Source organism: Nonomuraea fuscirosea (genome assembly GCF_003001935.1).
GTDB classification, from domain to species: Bacteria; Actinomycetota; Actinomycetes; order Streptosporangiales; family Streptosporangiaceae; genus Nonomuraea; species Nonomuraea fuscirosea.
In genome coordinates, this window is record NZ_PVNG01000006.1 from 371,613 (window position 1) to 393,217 (window position 21,605).

The window sequence follows — 21,605 nt, forward strand, 5'->3', positions numbered from 1 at the left end:
CTTCATCTCCCGTGCGCCGTGTTCGACCCGGATTAGGCCAGGCGGCGGGATTCGTCGTCGATCGCGACGATCAGCTCGCGGAGGACGTGCCCGTCGGGAAAGGTGAGGAACCGCTGGTCGCCCTCCAGCCGGGTGCCGGCGACCCGGCCCGGCAGCAGGCGCTCGTGCACGGCTCCGACGTCGCGCAGCACGTCCCAGATGTGCTCGGGGGACGCGTCGATGACGATCTCGTGGCGGATGGGGGACAAGGCTGTGCTCCGATCTCGCGCAGGTGACCCCGGCGGTGCGGGCCGGCTCGCCGATGCTGATGCCGTGCTCGCTGTTGTCGAGGCGGACCAGCAGGTCGAGCGCGCCCGCGCTGATCCCTCGTCTTCGCCGGGGTCAGGCGGCCAGGCGCAGGGCGCGGGCCACGTCGGCGGTGGCCGCGGAGGTCTCCGTGGCGGTGTAGCCGTCGCGCATGGAGGTGTCGAGGTCCTTCAGGCCGTTGCCACTGAGCGTGATCACGACGCGCAGGCCCGGCTCCAGTTCGCCCCTGGCGTGCCGGTCGAGCAGCCCCGCCACGCCCGCCGCCGAGGCCGGCTCGGCGAAAACACCGTCGCGGCGGGCGAGCAGCCGGTACGCGGCCAGGATCTGGTCGTCACTCACCGCGCCGATCAGGCCGCCGGAATCGTCGCGGGCGGCGATCGCGCCGTCCCAGGTGGCGGGGTGGCCGATGCTGATGGCGCCGGCCACCGTACGGGGCTCGGCGACGGGCGCGCCGTGCACGAGCGGGGCGGCGCCGGCCGCCTGGAAGCCCCACATGCGCGGCAGCCCGTCCGACAGACCGGCCTCCCGGTACGTACGGTAGCCGCCCCAGGTCGCGGTGATGTTGCCGCCGTTGCCGACCGGCAGGCAGTGCACGTCGGGCGCGCCGCCCAGGGCGTCCACGATCTCGTACGCCACCGTGCGCTGGCCCGCCAGGCGCGGCTCGTTGCCGACCGAGTTGACCAGTGCGATCGGGTGGTGGGCGGCCAGGTCGCGGGCCACCCGCAGGCAGTCGTCGAAGGTGCCGTCGATCTCGACGATCTCGGCGCCGTACCGTACGGCCTGGCTCAGCTTGCCCAGCGCCACGCCGCCCCTGGGCACCAGCACGGCGGCCGCCACCCCGGCGCGGGCGGCGTAGGCGGCGGCCGAGGCGCTGGTGTTGCCGGTGGAGGCGCAGATGACGGCCTCGGCGCCGGCTTCGGCCGCCCGGCTGATCGCCACCGTCATGCCGCGGTCCTTGAACGAGCCGGTCGGGTTCGCCCCCTCGACCTTCAGCCAGACCTCGCATCCGGTGCGGGCGGACAGGTGCTCCGAGCGCAGCAGCGGGGTGTTGCCCTCGTTGAGCGAGATCGACGGGGTCTCAGGGGTCACCGGCAGCCAGCGCCGGTAGCCGCTGTCGATCAAACCATGCCAGGTAGTCATGTCCCACACCGTAACAACTGTTTCGTATATATCGTCAAGACGGCTCTGATGTAACATTCGTCATCATGGAGAACGATCCGATCGCGGGCCGCCTCTCGGCTGTCTATCCGGAGCTGCCACCCGGGGAGCGGGCGGTCGTGCGGGTGCTGCTCGACGACTATCCGTTCGCCGCCCTGGGCTCGCTGCGCGCGCTGGCCGAGCGGGCCGGGGTGAGCCCGCCCACGGCGTCGCGCCTGTTCGACCGGCTCGGCTACGGCGGGTTCGCCGACTTCCAGGCGGCGGTGCGTGACGGGGCACGGGATCGCTCCCGGCTGCTGGAGTTCGTCACCCGCCGGGCGCCGGCGAACGACCAGGCGGGCGATCCCAGCGGCGATCAGGCCGGGGCTGTGTCAGGAGCCGCACTCGACCACACCCGGCCCGAGCCGACCCCGCCCCCTCCAGCCGGCGAGGCAGGCGCTTCCTCGTGGCGGCAGGCCGCCGAGAACCTGCGCGCCGGGCTCGACGGCACCCTGACCGCCGTACCCGAACCGCTCTACCACCGGGCCGCCGCACTGCTGGCCGAGGCGGGATCCGTCTGGGCGCTGGGCGGCCCGCTGAGCGAGCTGGCCGCCGACTACCTGATCCGCCAGCTGGCCGGCCTGCGCCCCCGGGCCGAGCGGGTGCCCGGCTCCGCGCCCGGTCGCGCGCGTACCGTGCTCGACCTCACCGCCTCCGACGTGATCGTGGCGTACGACTTCCGCCGCTACTCCCCCGGCACCGCCCGTTTCGTGCACGCCGCGCGAGCCAGGGGGGCCCGGCTGGTGCTCGTCACCGACGCCTGGGGATCCCCGCTGGCGGCCGAGGCGGAGGTGCTCATCAGGTTGCCGCGCGAGGCCGCCGGACCGATCGCGCCACTGGCCCACGAGATCGCCGTCACCGAACTCCTGCTCGTCGCCACCGCCGCCCACCTGGCCCCGGCCGGCCGCGCCGCCGACCGCCTCGCCGCCCTCGACGATCTCACCCAGACGTTGTGACCGGGACGCCGGTCGGAGACAGCACGGGCCCCCACCATCGACGACCCGAGTCCGCCCGGTCCGCTGCTCCTAGTCGGGAAGGGCCGGCTTGGCATCGCTCCAGCCCACATCCAGCACCGCGCGATAGTTCAGCACCCGACCGGGAACCTGCCACGTCTCGCTGTCAGGCCCCGGGACGAGCTGGGTATCCCGGCTGCCGAGGACCTTGCCGGCCTGCCGATCGAAGAGCACCTCCCGCTGGATCGTGCCGCGTCCGTCGGCGCTCCCGAACGAGGCCGCGAGGCTGACCGCCGGCCGGCCGAGCGGATCCGTGACGGCGCCGAGCCGCCGTACGCCCGGATAGTCCGTGATCAGACGCATGAGCCCGGCTCGCACCTTGGGCGGCACGGGCGTGTCCACGAGCACGAAGAAGGCCCTGCTGAGCACCTGTGCCGCATCGTCGCAGCGCCTCGGCGCCCCGGACCCACCCCCGATGAACTTCACCGAGCCCTCGCACAGCAGCCTACGCAGCTCTCCTGGATCGGCAGGCAGCTCCTGCAGCTCCTGGTAGGTGAACTGGCCGACGCCGCTGATGAGGAAGGCGCCACCCTTCCGGTAACCGGGAGAGTCCTCGCGCCAGGCACCGGACTTCGTCCTGACGGTCCTGCTCGCACCCGAAGAGCCCACCGTCCAGCTCGAAGGGGAACCCGCCGCGCGCCAGGCGTCGGTGTCGGCGCCGGTCTGGGGCCTGCCCGCGAAGAAGCGCCCGTAGAAGGAGCCGCCGTCGCCGCGGGCGCGCCCCGTCCAGGTGAAGTACTCGTGCCGCTCCTCCACCACGTAGCCGCCGGTCCTGCCGAGCGCGCGCGTCGCGAAGGCGTGGCGCTGGTGGGTGTACCAGTAGCGGCCCTGCGGCTGCAGCTCCGCCTGAGCGGCGGCGGCCAGCATCATGTCGCGCGGCGACGGAGCACGGGGCACGGCCTGCACACCTGTCCGCGACCGTACGGAATCGTGCTGGACGAGCGTCACACCCGCCACCACCGCCGCGGCCGTGGCGGCGGCCAGCAGGCCGAGCGGCACGCGCCACGTACGGCGCGGACGGGGGCCCGCGTGGCCGTCCTGGCTCAGCATCCGGGTACGGGCGGCCGCCGCTGTCTCCGCGGAGGGCGGGGCCGGGTCGTCGTACAGCTCGCGTACGCGCTGCAGCTCGTTCATCGGCCTGTCTCCCCCTCGTCGAACAGCGGATTGGTTCCGCCCAGCGCCTTGCGCAACTTCTTGCGGGCCCGGTTCAGCCGCGAGGACACCGTGCCGAACGGCACGCCCAGGGCCTGCGCCACCTCCTCGTAACTCAGCCCGGAGAGCGCCACGAGCAGCACCACGTCCCGCTGATCCGCAGGCAGGGCGGCGACGGCCCTGGCCAGCACGCCCTTGACCGCTTGCGCGCTCACCTTCGCGGTCACCTCGTCCTCGTGCCCCTGGGCCGGGTTCGCCTCCGGGCGCAGCCGGTCCACGGCACGAAGCAGGCGCACCTCGTCGCGGCGGTGCCGGTTGATGAGGTTGGTGGCGATGCCGTACAGCCAGGGCCGGGCGCTGCGGCGGCTCACGTCGTAGTGGCGACGCCGCCGGAAGGCGAGGGCGAACGTCTCGGCGGAGACGTCGTCGCCGGCCTGCGGGCCGAGCCTGCGGGAGACGTACCGGTGGATCTCCGCGTAGTGCGCGTCGAAGACCGCGCCGAAACGCTCGGGCTCGTCCCAGGACCGTTCGATCACGACGGCGTCGTCCTGCGACGGCGCGGCGACGTGCCGATGATCGGCCATGTACGGCTCATTCATGCGAACGACTCATTCATTCAAGGGCCTCGAAGTCGGCGGGACAACGGTCACCCCGTTGTTGTCCGCAGACCGCCTTCGCCTTCCCCTGAATCCCGCCGCGCCGGCGAGACCGGAGCGATCAGCACCGTCCTCCCTGATCGATGCGGCGATGGCGTCGCCTCGATCTACGCGGCACTCGCCCACGATCGCGGGTGGTCACAGGCCGACAGCACCCTGCCCGCCGAAGAGGGGCCGCGCCTAAGCCCTCCTCCTGTTGCGGATCTTGACGTCGCGCAAATCCGTGACCCCGATCCGGAGGATCTCGTGCGGATGTCCGTGCGCCTCCAGCGCCACCATCGCCCCGAGGGTCGCCTCGTCCTCCCCGTCGTCGGGGCCGGCCGGCACCTGGCAGCGGAACGTGAACACCGACACGCCCTGGTCGTGGGTGAACGTCCCCGCCTCGGTGAAGGCGGCGCCCCCGGCGGCCAGCACGGCGGCCCGGCCCGCGTCGTCGAGCTCCTTGAACTTGCCCCTGATCGTCACTCTGAACACGACCTCAGTCCTTCCGTACCGCGTAGTCGAGCAGCTTCTCGCCGAGCATGCTCTCGGCGGCGTCCAGCAGTTCCAGCACGGCGGCGGCGATCGCGTCGGGATCCTGGCCGGCCGCCGTGCGCCGGCCGATCTCGGTCAGGACCATCGCGTGCAGGGCGGCGATCTGGCAGGCCACCACGCGCGGCACCGGATCGCCCGGCGCCGCGCCGGTCTCCTCGGCCAGGACGTCGGCCAGCGCGTCGGTCATCCGGTGGGCGAGGTCCTCCAGCCGGGCGCTCAGTGCCGGAGCCGCCCGCATCATCTCCAGGAACCGGCCGAAGCCCGCGCTCAGACCGACCTGCCGCTCGCGCCCGCGAACCTCCCGGCGCAACCGCGCCAGCACCGCCCCGGCCGCCGACTCGCCGGGGGCGCGCTCGCGCACGATGCCCGCCAGCCGCTGCGGCGAGGCCTCCTCCGGCGGCAGCACCAGGTCCTCCTTGGCCTGGAAGTAGTTGTAGACGGTGTTGACCGACACCTCGGCGGCCTCGGCCACCTCGGCGATCGTCACGTTGTCGAAGCCGCGCTCGATGAACAGCCCGATGGCCACCTCCGAGATGTGCCGCCGGGTCTGCCGCTTCTTACGCTCCCGCAGTCCTTCCGCCATGCCGTCAAGCCTACGACAAACTTTAAGCCCACTGCACTTTTGGAGTTGACTGCAGAATTTTCCGGCGCAGTCGTCAACCGTCTCCTGAAGGGCATTGATCGACTCTGGAGAAACCCGGCCTGAGGCGCGCACGGCGGGGACGAGGCGCGCAGGCGGCAGCCGTCGTCGAGCGGGTGGTGAGTGATGTGGCGCCGGGCCCGGACGCCCCATCAGCATACGTCCCGCCTGTCCCCCTTGTCACAGAGGCGCCCCGATAAGGTCAGGTCAGCAGTGGTACGAGCTGCTTCTCCTCGTAGTCGAGGTGGGCCTCCAGTTCCCCGGTGAGCCGGTCCACCTCGGCCAGCAGAACGTCCGGGGCGACGTCCGTACCGCCGAGCAGGGTCTTGAGCTCGTCGAGCAGCCGGGCGATCACCTCGTGCTCGGCGCGCAGCCGCTCCATCACCGGCGCCAGCTCCGGATAGCGGTGCTCCAGCGCGGGGAACATGCCCGCGTCCTCGCGGGAGTGGTGCACGTCCAGGCCCTGGCAGAGGGTCAGGCAGGTGACGCGCAGCTGCGCGCCCACGCGCGGGCCGGACCTGGCGGTCTCGGCGCGGATCAGGGCCAGTTCGCGGCGGAAGGCGTCGTGCAGGGTGATCAGGGCGTCGGCCAGGGAGCCGGTGGGCGGGCCCGCGTCGATCGGCAGCAGCGCCACGACCGGCAGGACGCGGCCCGAGCGTTCCTGGTACGCGCCCCAGCCGGGGTCGGCCTCGACCGCGCGGGCGAAGACGCGCTCGCGTTCCTCGCCGGCCAGCACGACGGCCTGCGCCTCATAGGTGAAGACGCCGTCCTCCACGGTGACCCGCGGGTTCACCAGCAGGTTGTGGTACCAGGCCGGGTGCCTGGGCGCGCCGCCCGCCGAGGCGATGACGAGGACGCGGTCGCCGTCGGGCAGGCAGCCGAGCGGCGTGGTGTGCGGGGCGCCCGTCCTGGCGCCGATCGTGGTCAGCAGGAGCAGCCTGGCTCCCTCGAAGGGGCCGCTGACCTGGCCCTTGTTGGCACGGAATTCGTCGATGACCTGCTGGTTGAAGTTCATGGGCATGCTGAGCGCCGGCTCCTCGCGGGTGGGTGTCGATGACATGGGAGACCCGCGCGGGCATGCCGGCCGCGCGGGTGCTACGACACCGCGGGAGGCATGGGAAGACGCGCGGGCGCGGTGTGCTCAGGCACGACCGGTGGTGTGAGTGGCCATCACGTCATCCCCTTTGGTCCGGCGCCTCCATGCCCCCGTCCGTCCTCCCGGCGGCGACACGCGACGCGACCGCCATTACGCCCATATCCACCGTCGGCTGTCAACCGGGCGGCGTCTCCTGAGGTCTGAGTACAGTAACGATAGTCACCTGTTGAGGAGGGGGCATGACGACCGTGAACGGCAGGAGCAGGTCCCCCGCCGACGAGCCGGCCTGCTCGATCGAGCGGAGCCTGCAGATCCTCGGCGAGCGGTGGACGCTGCTCATCCTGCGTGAGCTCTTCCGTGGCAGACACCGCTTCGCCGACATCAGGGACGCCCTGGGCATCGCGCCCAACCTGCTCAGCGCCCGGCTGAAGACCCTGGTCGGAGCGGGAGTGGTGCGCACGCTCACCTACCAGGAGCCGGGCAGCAGGCAGCGGCGCAGCTATCACCTCACCAAGGCCGGCGCCGACCTGAGCGTGGTGCTCGGCGCGTTGCAGCAGTGGGGCGACACGCACCGCCCCCGGCCGGCCGGGCCCTCGGCCCTGCGCAGGACGCGCTCCACCGGCGAGCCGGTGCGGGTCGCGTTCGTCGGCCGCGACGGCCGCGAGGTGGCCGGCGAGGACGTCCTGCTGGACGCCCGCCCATGATCGGGGACAGGGCTTTGCCGCAGGTTGAGATAGGGCGCGGGCCCACCGGGCAGAGCCACCCCGCACGCCCCCGGCCTCGGCGGGCCGGCAGCGAAAGGAAACCGTGATGACCACCGTACGAGCCGACGTATCCGGCCAATTCATGATCGAGGACGTTCTTCCCGTCACCCGGCTCGGCTACGGCACCATGCAGCTGACCGGGCCCGGCGTGTGGGGGCCTCCCTCCGACCCGGACGAGGCCGTGCGGGTGCTGCGCCGCGCGGCGGAGCTCGGCGTGACGCTGTTCGACACGGCCGACTCCTACGGCCCGCTGGTCGCCGAGCCGCTGCTCAAGCGCGCTCTGGCCCCGTACGACGAGAGCATCGTCATCGCCACCAAGGCCGGCCTCACCCGGCAGGGCCCCGACCAGTGGACGCCCGTCGGCAGGCCCGCCTACCTGCGCCAGCAGTGCGAGATGAGCCTGCGCAACCTCGGACTCGACCGGATCCCGCTGTTCCAGCTCCACCGCGTCGACCCGGAGGTGCCCATCGAGGACCAGGTCGGCGAGCTGAAGGCGCTCAAGGACGAAGGCAAGATCGCGCACATCGGCCTGTCGGAGGTCAGCGTCGAGCAGATCGAGCAGGCCCGCGCCGTCGCCCCGATCGCCTCCGTGCAGAACCTCTACAACCTGGCCAACCGGGCCGCGGAGAACGTGCTCGACCACTGCGAGCGCCACGGGATCGCGTTCATCCCGTGGTTCCCGTTGGCCACCGGCGGGCTGGTGAAGCCGGGCGGGCCGCTCGACGCGATCGCCTCGCGGCTGTCGGCCACGCCGTCGCAGCTCGCGCTCGCGTGGCTGCTGCACCGCTCTCCGGTGATGCTGCCGATCCCCGGCACCTCGTCGGTCGATCATCTGGAGCAGAACGTGGCCGCGGCCGGCCTCGACCTGACCGACGACGACGTCGCCGAGCTCACCGCGGCCGTCACCGCGCCGAACTGACCCCGTTCCGCCGCGCCTGGCCGGTGACCCGGCGGATCTCCCGCGCGACGAGCGCGGGGTCCGCGAGGTGCAGGTAGTGGTCCGTGCTGGACGCGACGACGTGCCGTCCCAGGGTCGAGAGCCGCGCGATCCGGGCGTGGTGCTCAGCGGTCTCCCGGTCGCCGGCGGCGCTGACGACCGTCAGGGGAAGGGAGCCCCATGAGCCAGGTTCGCGGGGAAGGTCCTGGACGGTACGGGTGCTCGCCTCGAACCCGCGCATCTCGGCAGCGGCGGCGGCCCAGGTGCCCGGGCCGAAGACGACGGGCACGTTGTCGCGGGTGAGGCGCGGTTCGCGGGGGTCGGTCATCCACGCTCCCGTACGCAGCAGTCCGACGCCGGCCAGGAAGGACCACACGTTCGCCTGGACCGTGGCGAGGGCCGCCGGGTTCGCACCGCTCCGCTCGTCCGCGACGTCGAGTAGCACCAGCCCGGCCACGCTCCCCGGTCGGCGGGCTCGGAACACCCGCAGGACGTGCCCGCCCCAGGAATGCCCCACGAACACGTACGGCCCGCGCTCCCCCGCGTTCCGCAGTAAGGCCGCGAGGTCGTCCGCCTCGGCGGAGACGTCCCGGACATCCGGACCCGGCCGGCTCCAGGCGTAGCCCGCCCGGTCGTAGGCGCACGAACGCTGCCCGGAAGCGGCCGATCGCCGCTGGAGGTCGTCCCACGTCGTGGACGAATCACCCCAGCCCGACTCGAAGACCACCGTCGGCCACCCGCTGCCCAGGCAGCGCAGGTGCAGCTGGTGCGTGCCGACGCCGACCAGGCGGCCCGGCGCGGGGAAGCGCCGGGCGTCCGCCGGCGCGAGGGAGTTCTCGGCGGACGCTCCGGCCAGCGCGGCAATGCCGGCGACCGCGAGGAACGCGGCGAGGATCCGCCGCCAGCGACGCGGCCGCCCTTCGCGGCCCGGCCCATCCGGTACGGCGGCGCGCCGGAACGCGCCCGTCACCACGAGGACGGCGACGGTGGCGAGCATGACCAGCCAGCCGGGCCAGCCGCTGAGGCCGACGGTCCACGGATCGCTCAACGCCCGCTGGTCGCCGGCGGCGAACACGACGTTCACGAAGCCCGTGATCAGCGTGTTGTTGACCGCGTGCGCGATGACGCCCGGCCAGATCAGCCCGGAGGCCAGGCGCAGCCAGCCGAGCAGGACGCCGAAGAACACGGTGGTCACCAGGAACGGCACCAGCCCGGCCGTCGCGTTCGTGCCGGCGTATCCCGGCAGGTGCCACAGCCCCCAGATCAGGCCGCTGAGCAGCAGCGCCGGCCACGGACCGAGCGGGCGGAGCCGGGGCAGCAGGAAGCCGCGCCAGGCCCACTCTTCGCAGAACGCCAGCGGCAGCAGCAGGACGAACAGCCCGAAGCCGGTCGCGAGTGCGGACAGGATCAGCCCGACGGGCACACCCGTCTCGTGGGCCGCCTCGGGCGCGTACACGCTACGCAGCCCGGAGAAGTTCTCGAGGTCGAGCGGGTACACCCCGGCCAGCGCACCGATCGCGACAGCGAGGAAGGCGAGGACGAGCGGAACCACGAACGCGATCCCGCAGTAGCGGACGAGCCGGCCCGCCGGACGCAGCGGAGCCAGGGCGGTGTCGCGCGGAATGCTGGCCGGCCGGCCGACCCACCGAACGGCCACGAACGTGGCCAGACCGGCCGCGAGCATGCCGCCCGCCGCGACCACGTCGACGCCGGTGCGCAGGCGCAGCAGCCAGAGCAGCCACGGGACCCCGAAGGCGATGAGCAGGAACGTCGCCAGCTCGCGACGACGGCTGCCGTCGTCTCGCGCACTGACGACGGGCGGATCGGAGACTGTCGAGCGCATGGAGGAAGTCCTTTCTGGGCTGGGATGCCGGGACTTGTCGCCTGCCTGCGGGTCGCCGGGACCTCGTCGCCTGCCTGCGGACCGGGGACACGCCATATGTGTTATCTGTTATAGGTAACCTATATCAGATATGCTGCGATCGTGCTCCTGACGATCGACCTCGACAGCGAGGTGCCGATTTACCAGCAGATCCGCGATCGGGTGGTCGAGGCCATCGCCGACGGCGATCTGGCGGAGGGATCGGCGCTGCCTTCCACCCGGCAGCTGGCCGCCGACCTGGCGATCAACTTCCACACCGTCAACAAGGCCTACGACCTGCTGCGCAGGGAGGGGGTCATCCGGATCAACCGCAAGAGCGGAGCGGTGGTGCGCCGCGACGCCGGCTCCGGGCCCGCGGAGGCCGGCTTCGCCGACGAATGGCAGGCGCGGCTGCGCACGCTGCTCGCCGAGGCCACGGTGCACGGCCTCGGCGAGCAGGAGGTGCTGCGGCGGTGCGGCGAGGTCATCGACTCGTTCGGAGCCAGGAAAGTCAGGCCCGGCGAGGTCGATCTCCTCTCGAACGGGTGACCGGGCTCGGGTCCGCCACCTCAGGAATGTCGCTTTCCGTCACTGATGTACTCTTCGACAGCCGGTAACAGCAACGTGACCTGGTCACTTTCGGGTGACAGCGGACGGGGGGACTCATGTCGCACCAGAGCGAAGCGGACAGGGTGCTGCGTTCGCGGGGCCGGATGTGCCTCGACCACGACCCCGACGTGCTCCGGTCGGTCCTCGACCGGGTCGCCGACCGGTGGAGCCTGATCCTCATCGGACTGCTCGACGACAAGCCGATGCGCTTCACCGAACTGCTGCGCACCGCGCCCGGCATCTCCCGCCGCATGTTGTCGCTGACGCTGCGCAGCCTGGAACGCGACGGGCTGGTCAGGCGCGTCGCCTACCCGGAGATCCCGCCCCGGGTCGAGTACGAGGTCACCGCGTTCGGACGCAGCCTGTCCGGCCCCGTGCTGGCGCTCGCCCGATGGACGGCCGACAACCAGAACACCATCCGCGCCAATCGCCACGCCTTCGACGTGGCCACCGGCGCCGAAGACGACGACCTGAACTGACGACCCGAACCGACGTGGACCGAGGCCGGCCACCGGGCCGGTCCCCTCCATGTGACCGCGGTTCAGTTGAAGTTACCGATCAGCGGCCTGTAGTCAGTACTGCGAGGTCACCGGCACCCGGCTCCCGTTCCGGGCAGCGCCCCGTGCCCGCGTGCCTCGTCCCGTGACGCTTCCCGCTCGCCCCCTGTCCCGGGGCTACTTCGGCGTGCCCGCACCCGGGCCGCCGCATATCGGAAACTTCGAAAGGACCCGCGATGACCCGCATCGGCATCATCCTCGGCAGCACCCGTCCAGGACGCAACGGCGAGCAGGTGGCGCACTGGGTGCTGGAGCACGCCTCCCGGCGCTCCGACGCCGCCTTCGAGCTCGTGGACCTGCTGGACTACCCGCTGCCGCACCTGGACGAGCCCATGCCCCCGGCCTACGGGCAGTACCGGAACGAGCACACCAAGGCGTGGTCGGCCAAGATCAGTTCCTTCGACGGCTTCGTCATGGTGACGCCCGAGTACAACCACTCCACCTCCGGCGTGCTGAAGAACGCGATCGACTACCTGAGCGCCGAGTGGAACAACAAGGCGTTCGGCATCGTCTCGTACGGCAGCGTCGGCGGCGCCCGGGCGGCGGAGCACCTGCGGCTCATCGGCGGCGAGCTCAAGCTCGCGGACGTGCGCACCAACGTGACGCTGTCGCTGTTCACCGACTTCGAGGGCTTCAGCAAGCTCGCGGCCGGCGAGCACCAGGTGGAGGCCCTGACGACCATGCTGGACGAGGTCCTCGCCTGGAGCCGCGCCCTGGCCCCGCTGCGCCGGGCCGCCTGATCCCCGTGCCCGGCCGGGGTCGCCGTCCCGCGCCCCGGCCGGCGTCGATCGTCTCGCCACACCACAGCAGGAGGAACCGTGCATTTCGAGTTGGGGCTCAACTCGTTCGGCGAGATCGCCACCGACGGCGGGCGCGAGCTGAGCGACGCCGAGACCGTGCGGCTGCTCGTCGAGGAGGCCCGGCTGGCCGACCAGGCGGGGCTGGACGTCTTCAGCGTCGGCGAGCACTACCGGGAGGGTCACAACGACTCCGCCACGCCGGTGCTGCTCGCCGCGATGGCCACCGCCACGCGGCACATCAGGCTCGGCACGTCGGTGACCGTGCTCAGCACGAACGATCCCGTCCGGCTCTACCACGAGTTCGCCACCCTCGACGCGGTGTCCGGCGGCCGGGCCCAGATCGTGCTCGGCCGCGCCTCGGCGACGGAGTCGTTCGCGCTGTTCGGGCACGACCTGGCCGGCTACGAGCGGTTGTTCGAGGAGAAGCTCGACCTGTTCCTGCGGCTCGAACGCGAGGAGCGGGTGACCTGGTCGGGCACCGTCAGGTCGCCGGTCACCGACTACCGGCCGCACCCGCGCATGCGGCCCGGCGGCATCCCCACCTGGATCGGCGTGGGCGGCACCCCGGACTCCGTGGTGCGCGCCGCCCGGCACGGCCTGCCGCTCATGATGGCCATCATCGGCGGGCAGCCCCGGCGCTTCGCCCGCAACGTCGCGCTCTACCTCCAGGCGCTCGACCGTTTCGGCCATCCCGAGCTGCCGATCGGCCAGCACTCGCTGGGCCTCGTCGCCGACACCGACGAGGAGGCGATCGAGACCTGGTCGACGTACTGGCAGCCGGTCGTCGCGGCGATGGCCGCCGAGCGCGGCTTCTACGCGCCCGACCGGCGGCGCTACGAGGCCGAGCTGGAGCACGGCGCGCTCTTCGTCGGATCGCCGGAGACGGTCGCCCGCAAGATCGTCCGGATGGCCCGTGAGCTGCGGCTGAGCCGCTTCGATCTCAAGTACGACATCATGCGCCTGCCGCGCGAGGCCCGCGCCCGCACGATCGAGCTGCTCGGCCGCGAGGTCGCCCCGCGCGTCCGCGAACTCCTCGCCGCCCCGGAGCAGGTGGCTCAATGAGCGACCAGGTGCAACCGGGTGGCTCGACAAGCGACCTCAAACCTGGCGGTGTGCGCACCGTCGGCATCCTCGGGGCCGGCAAGGTCGGCACCGTGCTGGCCCGCCTCGCGGTCGCGGCCGGCTACCGCGTCCTGATCGCCGGCTCCGGCGAGGCGGCGCGGATCTCGCTCATCGTCGAGGTCGTCACGCCCGGCGCGGAGGCGGTGACGGCGGCGCGGGCGGCGGCCGAGGCGGACGTCGTGCTGCTGGCCCTGCCGCTCGGCCGGCATCGCGAGGTGCCCGCCGAGGCGCTGCGGGGCAAGCTGGTGATCGACGCGATGAACTACTGGTGGGAGATCGACGGGGTGCGCGAGGACCTCACCGATCCGCGTACGTCCTCCAGCGAGATCGTCCAGGCGTTCCTGGCGGGGGCCCGGGTGGTGAAGGCGTTCAACCACATGGGCTACCACGACCTCGAAGCGGGCGCCCGGCCCGCCGGCGCCCCCGGGCGCGCCGCGATCGCCGTCGCCGGCGACGATCCGGCGGACGTCGCGGTCGTCGCCGCCCTCGTGGACGCGCTCGGCTTCGACCCGGTGCCCGCCGGGCCGCTAGCCGAGGGCATCCGCCTGGAGCCGGGCACGGAACCGTTCGGCGCGAACGTCACCGCCCCTGAGCTGCGCGCCATGCTCGACCGGTTCCCGGCGTCGCCGCGCGGACGTGAGGTACTTCACGCCAGGCGCGGGGAAGGTCCCCCGGGTAGAGAGACGTTCACCTCCACATCTGAGTTGTGATTCTCAACCCAGCAGGACGACGGAGAAGAACCATGGACATCGAAGGATCGGTCGCCCTCGTGACGGGCGCGAACCGCGGGATCGGCCGCGCGCTGGCCCGCGCGCTCGTCGAGCACGGCGCGGCGAAGGTCTACGCCGGCGTACGCGTCCCGGCGAACGTGCCGGACGCCGGCGTCGTTCCGCTGCGCCTGGACGTCACCGACGAGGAGAGCGTCGCGGCGGCCGCGGCCGCCGCGGGAGACGTCTCCATCGTGATCAACAACGCGGGGGTCGGCGACGCGGGCACCAAGCTGCTGGAGGGCTCCTTCGACGGCGCCCGCCAGGCGATGGAGGTCAACTACTTCGGCACCTGGGCCGTCTCGCGCGCCTTCGCGCCCATCCTGGCCCGCAACGGCGGCGGAGCCCTGGTCAACGTGCTGTCGGTGGCCTCCTGGGCCGGGCGGCCTGACTTCCCCGGGTACGCGGCGTCGAAGGCCGCGCAGTGGTCGCTGACCGACTCGCTGCGCCAGGCGCTGCACGCCCAGGGGACGCTGGTGCTCGGAGTGCACGTCGGGTTCGTCGACACCGACCTCAGCGCCTGGGTCGACGCACCGAAGATCGGCGCCGACACCCTGGCCGAGCAGGTCATGGACGCCCTCCTCGCCGGTCAGTACGAACTGCTGGCCGACGAGAAGACCCGCAAGGCCAAGGCCGCGCTGTCACAACCGGCCGGACCCCCGTCCACCTCCTGACCCCGGCCTCTGACCGGGAGGAGCTGTCCAGCAGCGACAGGCCGGAGAGATTCTGGAACCGCTCGGCAAGGCTATCCAGGGGAGGTAGAGCGCTTGTCGTAGGTGTCGCGGGCGACGGTTACCTGTTCGATGTGCGTTTCGGCCCAGTCCTTGATGGCCTGCATCACGGGCAGCAGGCTGACGCCCAGGGGGGTGAGGGCGTAATCGACGCGTACGGGGACGGTGGGTGTGACGGAGCGGGAGACCAGGCCATCGCGTTCCAGGGTGCGCAGGGTCTGGGTGAGCATCTTCTGGCTGACCCCGGCGATGGTACGAGACAGGCTGCTGTACCGCTGCGGGCCGTCGGCGAGCGCGGTGAGCAGGAGACTCACCCATTTGTCGCTGATCCGGTCGAGAAGCTGACGCGCTGGGCAGGTCGCGAGGTAGGCGTCGTAGGCGACGCGCGCGTGCTCACGCTGCTGAGTGGCGGTGCGGGTGGTCATCACACTCCTGCCCGTACGGTACGCACTTTCAGGTTCGTACTTCCCAACGGAGAGTAGCTCTCCATACGGTTGTCCTCAAGTCCGGAAACCTGGAAATGAGGAGGAACTCGTATGCGCGCCGTTGTGGTCCACGCTTTCGGCGGACCTGAGGTGCTGCGGATCGCGGACGTGCCGATGCCGGTTGCCGCAGAAGGGCAGGTCCGCATCCGGGTCCAGGCCGCGACGGTCAACCCGGTCGATCTGGCCACTCGGTCCGGCGCGCTCGCCACGGCGGGCTTGCTGCCGGCGCGGGATGTGATCGGCATCGGCTGGGATGTCGCCGGAACCGTTGAACAGACGGGTCCAGGGGTCACCGGTGTCGAGTGCGGGGACCAGGTGATCGGCTTGTCCGACCGGCTGGACGTGCCGCTCGGCACTCAGGCCGAACACGTCCTGCTCGACGCGGACGCGGTCACCGCCGCACCTGCCGGCGTCTCGCCTGTGCAAGCCGCCACGCTGCCCCTGAACGCTCTCACCGCCGCGCAAGCGCTCGACGGTCTCGACCTGAAGACCGGGCAGACGCTGCTGGTGACCGGGGCGGCCGGCGCCGTCGGCGGCTTCGCGGTCCAACTGGCCGTCGCGCGCGGGCTCCGGGTGGTCGCGGTCGCCGGGGCCGATGACGAACCGCTCGTCCGCGAGCTGGGAGCCGAACTGTTCGTGCCACGCACGGCGCGGCTGGGTGAGGCGGTCCGTTCGCTGGTTCCTGGCGGTGCGCACGCGGCACTGGACGCCGCCGTGGCCGGAGCGGCCGCCCTCGACGCGGTCCGGTCGGGCGGAGCCTTCGCCGCGCTGGTGGCGGGAGGAGCGCCGGTTCCGCTGCGCGGCATCCGAGTCTTCAACCACTGGATCCGCGCTGACGCCACCCTCCTCGCCGAGCTCGCCACACTGGTCGAAGCAGGCTCCCTCACCCTACGCGTCGCCGAGACCATGCCCGTCGACCGAGTCGCCGACGCCCACCGGCGCCTCGCCGAAGGCGGCCTTCGCGGCCGCCTCGTCCTCACTCTTCAATGAAGGACTTCTTGGTCGGCGCCATGAGAGCGAGCACGTGAAGGGCGGCGGCCACTCGCGGCCGTCAGGACCCGGCCGCGGCGCGGTCGCGGTGGGCGCGGATCTCGTCATGATGGTCGGAGACCCAGCCGATCAGCTGTTTGACGATGTCGATCAGGCCGCGGCCGAGAGGGGTGAGGGTGTACTCCACGCGCGGCGGGACCTCCGCGTAGGCCGTACGAGTGATCAGCCCGTCCTGCTGGAGCTGGCGCAGGGTGTGACTGAGCATGCGCTGGGAGATCCCGGAGACATCACGCTGCAGGTCGGTGTAGCGCAGGGCGCCGTCCTCCAGGCACGCGATGATCAGCATGCTCCACTTGTCACCGACCCGGTCCAGGATCTGGCGAACGAAGCCCATCTGGTCGGCCGGGATCGCCGCGCAGGGCCCCCGGCTCGCGGCGGCCGCCGATCCCTCCGCGTGCTCCATACGCACATTTTCCTCCGTGACGCACAGTGATGTGCCTTTTGTAAGCCCTTCCATACTGGCCTACGTTGACGTTACGCACAAATAGTAGGAATCAGAGGATGCTGTGCGGGTCGGAGCTCGCCGGCCACTTCCCCCAAGGGCTCCACTCTCACCGTCCGTGACAACCCGCGCCGCGACCTCCTGACCGCACACCTGAAGAAAGTGAATCGATCGTGCCTACACTCGCCATCGTCGGCGCAGGCCCCGGCATGGGCCTCGCCATCGCCCGCACCTTCGGCTCCAAGGGCTACGACGTCGCGCTCATCGCCCGCAACCGGGCCAAGCTCGACGACCTCGTCGGCCGGCTCACCGCGGAGGGGGTCACCGCCGCCGCCTTCCCGGCGGACGTGCTCGACGACGACGCGCTGACCCAGGCTCTCCAGGACGCCGCCGCACACTTCGGCGGCATCGACGTCCTGGAGCACTCCCCGGCCCCGAGCATCGGCTCCCTGAGCCTCACCTCCCCCTCCGAGACCGACCCGTCCAATGTGCAGGGACTGATCGACCTGCTGTTCTACAGCGCCATCACCGCCACCCGGGCCGTTCTCCCCGCCATGCGCGCGGCCGGCGCGGGCACCCTGCTCTACACGAACGGAGGCGGCTCGGTCGACCCCCTCCCCATGCTCGGCAACGTCAACGCCGCCCAGGGAGCGCTGCGCAACTGGGTGCTCAACCTGCACAAGGAGCTGTCCGGCACCGGTATCCAGGCCGCGCACGTCGCCATCGGCGTGTGGATCGGCGCGGGCGGCCCTCCCGGAGTCCCGACCGCGGAGGCCGAGGAGATCGCCCCTCTCTACTGGGACCTGCACGTCCAGCGCGACGAGGCCGAGCGCGTCTTCACCGGATGACGACGACTCCCAGCTCTCCGTCGTCATCGGTCAGCGCCGGCACGCCCTCGGCGCTATCTCGGTGCCTGGAAGCCGCCGATCTTCCGCTCGAGCAGTTCGGCCAGCCGTAGCGGAGTGCGGTCCTCGAACATCGGGCCGATGAGCTGCGCCCCCACCGGCAGACCCTCCGGGGAACGGCCCGCCGGGATGGCGGTGGCGGGCAAGCCGGGCATGGTGGCCAGGCCGGCCCAGACGAGCTGGTCGAAGTACGGGTACTCGACGCCGTCGATGTCGATGCGCCGTTCCAGCGGATTGGGGTGGTGGTCGTGCGGGAACGCCGGAGTAGGCGTGATCGGGCTCACCACGGCGTCGAACTCGGTGAACAGCTGCCGCCACCCGTGGCGGTGGGCCTCGCGGCGGTTGTTCGCTTCGATCCAGTCACGGTGGCTGGACAGCATGGCGCGCAGCCGCGTGGCGTCGAGGCTCTGGTCGTCCGCGCTCAGTTCGGCGACGCGGGTGCGCAACTGCTCCTCCGTCTCGATGGGAAAACGCGCGGTGGAGCCGGAGATCAGCAACCGCATGTAGAGCGTCGCGGCTTCGGTCAGGTCGGGCAGCAGCGGGCTGTGCCGGACGACGCGGGCCCCCTCCTCGACGAGCGCGGCGGCCACCCGGTTCACGCCCGCCCGCACGGCGGCCCCGGTCGCGATGAGCGGATGCTCGTCGATGATCAGGACCCGGAAATCGCGCAGCCGCTCGTGGCGGGCCGGCGGCAGAGCCAGGCGGTGCGCCACGCCGAGCGTCAGCGGGTCGGGCCCGGCCATGACGTCGAGCAGGAGCGCGAGGTCGCGGGCGGTGCGCGCCATCGGTCCGACGACGGCGAGGTCGAGGTCGACCGGCAGGGCCGGCTCGGACGGCGCGACCATGCCGCGCGTCGCCGCCAGCCCGAGCGTCGGTTTGTGCGCGTACACACCGCAGAAGTGCGCCGGAGTGCGCAGCGAACCGGCGAGGTCGGAGCCGATGGACAGTGCGCCGAACCCGCAGGCCAGGGCCGCCGCCGACCCGCCGGAGGATCCACCCGGCGTGCGAGTGTGATCCCACGGGTTGTTGGTGGTGCCGTAGATCTCGTTGAAGGTCTGGATGTCCTGCAGCCCCAACGGCACGTTGGTCTTGCCGAGCACCACCGCGCCCGCGGCCTTGAGCCGCGACACCTGAACCGCGTCCTCGGCCGGCAGGTAGTTCCGGTGCGGCGGCATGCCCCAGGTCGTGGTCATCCCGGCGATGTTGTACGACTCCTTGACCGTCACCGGAATGCCGAGCAGCGGCCGATCCTCGCCACGGGCGCGCGCCTGGTCGGCGGCGCGGGCCGCGGCCCGGGCACGGGGGAAGTCCGGCACACAGATCGCGTTGATCGCCTTGTCGTCCCGCTCGATCCGGGCGATCGCGTCGTCGGTCAGTTCCGCCGAGCTCACCTCACCGGCCCGCATGGCGGTCGCGAGTTCCTCAGCCGTCTGAAAGTCGCTTTCCATGAATGCGACTGTAACGGCCCGCCGCCGACACCCGGCCTTACATATGTCGCCCGTATCCGCCAGAAAAGCCCGGACGACCGTCTCGACTGCCACTCGTTCTGCCACAGACATTACATCGTCCCAGCTCAGAAGCATCATCAGCGAATCGACGCCCCTGGCAAGGGCATGAATTGCCGCATTGCACAACGAGACAGATGTCTCAACTGCCGTCACTTTTCGCAGCGATCACAGGCTATTCATTCGACCACTGGCCACATCACGCGGGAATTGTCCAGTGAACGGGATGACTCATTTTCCATCCCCTGCCATCGCGCGCAGCAGGTGCTCCAGGCGCCGCTCGCCGTCGCGGGTCTGAGCGCCGGCCGCGAGCGCGCCGCGGAGCAGCTTCGCCGCGGCGGGCCGGGCGAACTGGCTCGCCCACGCCTCGTGTTCGCGCAGCATCCCGGCGGCCAGGTCCTGCGGGGGCAGGGCGCTCTTGACAGCGGCGATCGTGCCGTCCGGCAGGTCGGCGATGCCGCGGGCCAGCCGGTCGACGAACGCGTCGATCTCTTCGGCGGGCAGCGCGCGATTGACCCAGCCGTAGCGTTCGGCCGTCTGCGCGTCGAACAGGTCCGCGCCGAGCACGATCTCCAGAGCGCGGTTGCGGCCGGCCTTTTTCAGCAGGTACTGCGTGCCGCCGCCACCGGGCACGATGCCGGCCAGCACCTCCATCTGACCGAGCCCGGCCCGGCCGATCGCCGCGAACGCCATGTCGGCCGCCGCGACGAACTCGGCCCCGCCGCCACGCGCCGTCCCGGCCAGCTTGACGATCGTCACCTGGGGCTGGCTGCGCAGAGCCTCGCCGAGTGCCTGGAAGACGTTGAGCCCGGCCGGCGCTCCGGCGGTCGGGTCGGCGGCGGCGTCCTCGTCGTCCACGAGCGTCATGTCGACGTGCGCGATGAAGAACTCCGGATCGGCGCTCTCGAACACGATGACCTTGGCCGTCCTGTCCTCGCGCAACGTGGCCAGCAGCGTCATCAGGTCGGTCATCACCGCCAGGCTGAGCACGTTCACGGGCGGGTTGTCGATGACGACCCTGACGACACCGCGGTCGCCGGTCACGCGCAGGGTGGAGAAAAGCTGGCTCACGCAGGGACTCCTGTCCGGAGGCGGCGACGGCGACGCCGTGCCGCTAGGTATCTGATGTATACCTATGCTTGGGTGAGCGCACATAGGCGTCAATAACGCACTTCCGGCATCTCAAGCATCGCGGAGGATACCTAGGTGACCGAGACCAGCGAGCCGGAATGGGTCTTCCGCGCCGACTGCCCGACCCGTCCGATCCTCGACCAGATCGCGGACAAGTGGTCGATGATGACGATGGCCGTACTGGCTGAGCCGAAACGGTTCAACCAGATCAAGCGCCGGCTCGAAGGCGTCACGCAACGCGTGCTCACCCAGACGCTGCGCCGCCTGGAACGCAACGGCATGATCGAACGCCGCGTCCTGCCGACCTCGCCGGTAGGAGTCGAGTATTCGCTGACACCGCTCGGCGAGTCGCTACGCGAGCCGTTCTCCCACCTCTACACCTGGGCCGTCGAGAACGCCGACGACATCGTCGCCCGGCAGCAGGCCTACGACGCCCGCTCATCCAGTGATGCGCCTGCCGGCTGAGCACCGTAGGGGGCCGCTGATCATCAGGTGTCCCATAGGGCCTGGTACTCCGCGCGGAGCACTCCCGCGCGGTGAGCACGGGCGCCGAGGTCGCCGGCCAGTTGCTGGGCGCGCTCGTCGGCCTGACGCATCTCCGGCGTGACCTGTCTGCTTCCCGAGTTGTTCTCGTCACCGGCGCGACCGGCAGCGGCCCTGCGCCGGCGGCATCCGGATCTGCTGACGTTCGAGCGGTTCCTCACCCGGCGAACTGAGGGGCCACGGTCATTCACGGGTGTGGCGCCTTCGGGAATCCGGTCCAGCGGAGTTCGGGGCGTAGATGGCTCATGTCGTTGAACATGCCGATGCTCGGAAGCGCGCCCGGCCGGTATTCGATGACGGTGAGAGCGGCGTTGGCGCTGCTGAGTCCGAGCCAGCGTACGGGTGGTGCGTCAAGGGCGTCCCGGATGAGCCACGCGATCGGATAAGCGTGGGTGATGAGCAGTTCGTGTTCGTCGTTCTGCTGCTCGGGTGCGTGGGCGAAGCGAGCGGTGAGACTGCGGGCGATTTCATGGCCCGCCGCCGCGTCTTCCGGGGAATAGCCGTCGAAAAATGCCCTCCATGACGGCGGGGTCTCCTCCAGTTCCGGCACATAGGGCACGTGGTCGATGAGTTCAGGGGCCTCGGCGACGGAGGTGATGCCGCTGAGGAACAGGTCGATTTCGTGGGCTGTATCGGCGGCTCGTGGGAGCGGGGAGTGCCAGACGGTGCGGATGGGAAGGTGCGCGAGACGCTTTCCCAGGGACCGGGCTTGTTCGCGGCCGGTGCCGGTGAGATTGCCGAGAGCGTCGGCGTGGCCGTGCCGGGCGAGGTAGAGATACCGGGTCGCCATGAACGCGCGGTC

25 protein-coding genes are annotated in these 21,605 nt (G+C 71.3%); 12 read left to right on the forward strand and 13 right to left on the reverse strand.

Annotated elements, in window-relative coordinates; translation table 11 throughout:
* Positions 1-32: 32 nt before the first annotated feature.
* On the reverse strand, positions 33-248 hold the full coding sequence (locus B0I32_RS17020; RefSeq protein ID WP_181307469.1) for an SRPBCC family protein: 216 nt from the start codon (positions 246-248) through the stop codon (positions 33-35).
* Positions 249-381: 133 nt separating this feature from the next.
* Complete coding sequence (thrC, locus tag B0I32_RS17025; RefSeq protein ID WP_106239998.1) at positions 382-1,446, reverse strand: threonine synthase; 1,065 nt, start codon at positions 1,444-1,446, stop codon at positions 382-384.
* A 65-nt stretch (positions 1,447-1,511) separates the two neighbouring features.
* On the opposite strand from thrC, the gene B0I32_RS57720 reads away from it, so the two are divergent.
* On the forward strand, positions 1,512-2,459 hold the full coding sequence (locus B0I32_RS57720; RefSeq protein WP_181307472.1) for a MurR/RpiR family transcriptional regulator: 948 nt from the start codon (positions 1,512-1,514) through the stop codon (positions 2,457-2,459).
* 69 nt (positions 2,460-2,528) lie between these two features.
* Here B0I32_RS57720 and B0I32_RS17035 read toward each other — a convergent pair whose 3' ends face one another.
* From B0I32_RS17035 to B0I32_RS17055, 5 genes are all read right to left on the reverse strand, one after another.
* Positions 2,529-3,650 (reverse strand): CU044_5270 family protein, encoded by a 1,122-nt coding sequence (locus B0I32_RS17035; RefSeq protein WP_106240000.1) that lies wholly within the window; start codon positions 3,648-3,650, stop codon positions 2,529-2,531.
* Complete coding sequence (locus tag B0I32_RS17040; RefSeq protein WP_245955862.1) at positions 3,647-4,267, reverse strand: RNA polymerase sigma factor; 621 nt, start codon at positions 4,265-4,267, stop codon at positions 3,647-3,649. Before B0I32_RS17040 ends, B0I32_RS17035 begins: the two co-directional genes overlap by 4 nt.
* Before the next feature lie 237 nt (positions 4,268-4,504).
* A complete protein-coding gene (locus B0I32_RS17045; protein WP_106240002.1) occupies positions 4,505-4,798 on the reverse strand; it encodes a DUF6204 family protein in 294 nt (97 codons plus the stop codon).
* Between the two features lie 4 nt (positions 4,799-4,802).
* Positions 4,803-5,441, reverse strand: coding sequence for a TetR/AcrR family transcriptional regulator (locus B0I32_RS17050; protein ID WP_106240004.1), 639 nt, complete (start codon positions 5,439-5,441; stop codon positions 4,803-4,805).
* Between the two features lie 259 nt (positions 5,442-5,700).
* Positions 5,701-6,558, reverse strand: coding sequence for a nitroreductase/quinone reductase family protein (locus tag B0I32_RS17055; protein ID WP_342751747.1), 858 nt, complete (start codon positions 6,556-6,558; stop codon positions 5,701-5,703).
* 275 nt (positions 6,559-6,833) lie between these two features.
* Between B0I32_RS17055 and B0I32_RS17060 the strand changes: the two genes are divergently transcribed.
* A complete protein-coding gene (locus B0I32_RS17060) occupies positions 6,834-7,298 on the forward strand; it encodes a winged helix-turn-helix transcriptional regulator (RefSeq protein ID WP_106240008.1) in 465 nt (154 codons plus the stop codon).
* 106 nt (positions 7,299-7,404) lie between these two features.
* Positions 7,405-8,277 (forward strand): aldo/keto reductase, encoded by an 873-nt coding sequence (locus B0I32_RS17065; RefSeq protein ID WP_106240010.1) that lies wholly within the window; start codon positions 7,405-7,407, stop codon positions 8,275-8,277.
* On the opposite strand, the gene B0I32_RS60940 is transcribed toward B0I32_RS17065, so the two are convergent.
* Positions 8,261-10,138, reverse strand: a complete 1,878-nt coding sequence (locus B0I32_RS60940; protein WP_181307474.1) for an alpha/beta fold hydrolase — start codon at positions 10,136-10,138, stop codon at positions 8,261-8,263. The genes B0I32_RS17065 and B0I32_RS60940 overlap by 17 nt on opposite strands.
* 141 nt (positions 10,139-10,279) lie before the next feature.
* Between B0I32_RS60940 and B0I32_RS17075 the strand changes: the two genes are divergently transcribed.
* From B0I32_RS17075 to B0I32_RS17100, 6 genes are all read left to right on the forward strand, one after another.
* Positions 10,280-10,705, forward strand: a complete 426-nt coding sequence (locus B0I32_RS17075; RefSeq protein WP_106240014.1) for a GntR family transcriptional regulator — start codon at positions 10,280-10,282, stop codon at positions 10,703-10,705.
* Between the two features lie 116 nt (positions 10,706-10,821).
* Positions 10,822-11,244 (forward strand): winged helix-turn-helix transcriptional regulator, encoded by a 423-nt coding sequence (locus tag B0I32_RS17080; protein WP_245955863.1) that lies wholly within the window; start codon positions 10,822-10,824, stop codon positions 11,242-11,244.
* A 254-nt stretch (positions 11,245-11,498) separates the two neighbouring features.
* Complete coding sequence (locus tag B0I32_RS17085) at positions 11,499-12,062, forward strand: NADPH-dependent FMN reductase (protein WP_106240016.1); 564 nt, start codon at positions 11,499-11,501, stop codon at positions 12,060-12,062.
* Between the two features lie 78 nt (positions 12,063-12,140).
* Entirely contained in the window at positions 12,141-13,184 is a 1,044-nt protein-coding gene (locus B0I32_RS17090) for an LLM class flavin-dependent oxidoreductase (protein WP_219911847.1), read from the forward strand.
* 50 nt (positions 13,185-13,234) lie between these two features.
* Positions 13,235-13,954 (forward strand): NADPH-dependent F420 reductase, encoded by a 720-nt coding sequence (locus tag B0I32_RS17095; protein WP_219911848.1) that lies wholly within the window; start codon positions 13,235-13,237, stop codon positions 13,952-13,954.
* Positions 13,955-13,986: 32 nt separating this feature from the next.
* Positions 13,987-14,685 (forward strand): SDR family oxidoreductase, encoded by a 699-nt coding sequence (locus B0I32_RS17100; RefSeq protein WP_106240024.1) that lies wholly within the window; start codon positions 13,987-13,989, stop codon positions 14,683-14,685.
* A gap of 71 nt (positions 14,686-14,756) precedes the next feature.
* Here B0I32_RS17100 and B0I32_RS17105 read toward each other — a convergent pair whose 3' ends face one another.
* Entirely contained in the window at positions 14,757-15,167 is a 411-nt protein-coding gene (locus B0I32_RS17105) for a winged helix-turn-helix transcriptional regulator (protein ID WP_106240026.1), read from the reverse strand.
* 111 nt (positions 15,168-15,278) lie between these two features.
* Here B0I32_RS17105 and B0I32_RS17110 point away from each other — a divergent pair, with 111 nt between their 5' ends.
* On the forward strand, positions 15,279-16,217 hold the full coding sequence (locus B0I32_RS17110) for an NADP-dependent oxidoreductase (protein ID WP_106240029.1): 939 nt from the start codon (positions 15,279-15,281) through the stop codon (positions 16,215-16,217).
* 61 nt (positions 16,218-16,278) lie between these two features.
* Here the strand turns inward: B0I32_RS17110 and B0I32_RS17115 are convergent, their stop codons facing one another.
* Positions 16,279-16,680 carry a winged helix-turn-helix transcriptional regulator gene (locus B0I32_RS17115; RefSeq protein ID WP_106240032.1) on the reverse strand — a complete coding sequence of 134 codons (402 nt, stop codon included), beginning with the start codon at positions 16,678-16,680 and terminating at the stop codon, positions 16,279-16,281.
* Between the two features lie 212 nt (positions 16,681-16,892).
* On the opposite strand from B0I32_RS17115, the gene B0I32_RS17120 reads away from it, so the two are divergent.
* Complete coding sequence (locus B0I32_RS17120; RefSeq protein ID WP_106240035.1) at positions 16,893-17,567, forward strand: SDR family NAD(P)-dependent oxidoreductase; 675 nt, start codon at positions 16,893-16,895, stop codon at positions 17,565-17,567.
* 53 nt (positions 17,568-17,620) lie between these two features.
* On the opposite strand, the gene B0I32_RS17125 is transcribed toward B0I32_RS17120, so the two are convergent.
* Together B0I32_RS17125 and B0I32_RS17130 are read right to left on the reverse strand one after the other, a co-directional pair.
* A complete protein-coding gene (locus B0I32_RS17125) occupies positions 17,621-19,072 on the reverse strand; it encodes an amidase (RefSeq protein WP_106240038.1) in 1,452 nt (483 codons plus the stop codon).
* 288 nt (positions 19,073-19,360) lie between these two features.
* The gene (locus B0I32_RS17130; protein ID WP_219911849.1) at positions 19,361-20,200 is read right to left on the reverse strand and encodes an enoyl-CoA hydratase/isomerase family protein; all 840 of its coding nucleotides are present in this window, start codon (positions 20,198-20,200) and stop codon (positions 19,361-19,363) included.
* A 135-nt stretch (positions 20,201-20,335) separates the two neighbouring features.
* Here B0I32_RS17130 and B0I32_RS17135 point away from each other — a divergent pair, with 135 nt between their 5' ends.
* Positions 20,336-20,725 carry a winged helix-turn-helix transcriptional regulator gene (locus B0I32_RS17135; protein WP_106240042.1) on the forward strand — a complete coding sequence of 130 codons (390 nt, stop codon included), beginning with the start codon at positions 20,336-20,338 and terminating at the stop codon, positions 20,723-20,725.
* A gap of 265 nt (positions 20,726-20,990) precedes the next feature.
* On the opposite strand, the gene B0I32_RS17140 is transcribed toward B0I32_RS17135, so the two are convergent.
* Positions 20,991-21,593 (reverse strand): histidine phosphatase family protein, encoded by a 603-nt coding sequence (locus tag B0I32_RS17140; RefSeq protein ID WP_106240044.1) that lies wholly within the window; start codon positions 21,591-21,593, stop codon positions 20,991-20,993.
* Positions 21,594-21,605 lie beyond the last annotated feature (12 nt).

Excerpts from the sequence above, each read along its gene's own strand:
- B0I32_RS17080 (WP_245955863.1), top strand. The coding sequence starts at position 10,822 with ATGTCGCACCAGAGCGAAGCGGACAGGGTGCTGCGTTCGCGGGGCCGG.
- B0I32_RS60940 (WP_181307474.1), bottom strand. The coding sequence starts at position 10,138 with ATGCGCTCGACAGTCTCCGATCCGCCCGTCGTCAGTGCGCGAGACGAC.
- B0I32_RS17035 (WP_106240000.1), bottom strand. The coding sequence starts at position 3,650 with ATGAACGAGCTGCAGCGCGTACGCGAGCTGTACGACGACCCGGCCCCG.
- thrC (WP_106239998.1), bottom strand. The coding sequence starts at position 1,446 with ATGACTACCTGGCATGGTTTGATCGACAGCGGCTACCGGCGCTGGCTG.
- B0I32_RS17110 (WP_106240029.1), top strand. The coding sequence starts at position 15,279 with ATGCGCGCCGTTGTGGTCCACGCTTTCGGCGGACCTGAGGTGCTGCGG.
- B0I32_RS17040 (WP_245955862.1), bottom strand. The coding sequence starts at position 4,267 with ATGAATGAGCCGTACATGGCCGATCATCGGCACGTCGCCGCGCCGTCG.
- B0I32_RS17055 (WP_342751747.1), bottom strand. The coding sequence starts at position 6,558 with ATGTCATCGACACCCACCCGCGAGGAGCCGGCGCTCAGCATGCCCATG.
- B0I32_RS17115 (WP_106240032.1), bottom strand. The coding sequence starts at position 16,680 with ATGGAGCACGCGGAGGGATCGGCGGCCGCCGCGAGCCGGGGGCCCTGC.
- B0I32_RS17105 (WP_106240026.1), bottom strand. The coding sequence starts at position 15,167 with ATGACCACCCGCACCGCCACTCAGCAGCGTGAGCACGCGCGCGTCGCC.
- B0I32_RS17125 (WP_106240038.1), bottom strand. The coding sequence starts at position 19,072 with ATGGAAAGCGACTTTCAGACGGCTGAGGAACTCGCGACCGCCATGCGG.
- B0I32_RS17085 (WP_106240016.1), top strand. The coding sequence starts at position 11,499 with ATGACCCGCATCGGCATCATCCTCGGCAGCACCCGTCCAGGACGCAAC.
- B0I32_RS17065 (WP_106240010.1), top strand. The coding sequence starts at position 7,405 with ATGACCACCGTACGAGCCGACGTATCCGGCCAATTCATGATCGAGGAC.
- B0I32_RS57720 (WP_181307472.1), top strand. The coding sequence starts at position 1,512 with ATGGAGAACGATCCGATCGCGGGCCGCCTCTCGGCTGTCTATCCGGAG.
- B0I32_RS17060 (WP_106240008.1), top strand. The coding sequence starts at position 6,834 with ATGACGACCGTGAACGGCAGGAGCAGGTCCCCCGCCGACGAGCCGGCC.
- B0I32_RS17140 (WP_106240044.1), bottom strand. The coding sequence starts at position 21,593 with ATGGCGACCCGGTATCTCTACCTCGCCCGGCACGGCCACGCCGACGCT.
- B0I32_RS17100 (WP_106240024.1), top strand. The coding sequence starts at position 13,987 with ATGGACATCGAAGGATCGGTCGCCCTCGTGACGGGCGCGAACCGCGGG.
- B0I32_RS17050 (WP_106240004.1), bottom strand. The coding sequence starts at position 5,441 with ATGGCGGAAGGACTGCGGGAGCGTAAGAAGCGGCAGACCCGGCGGCAC.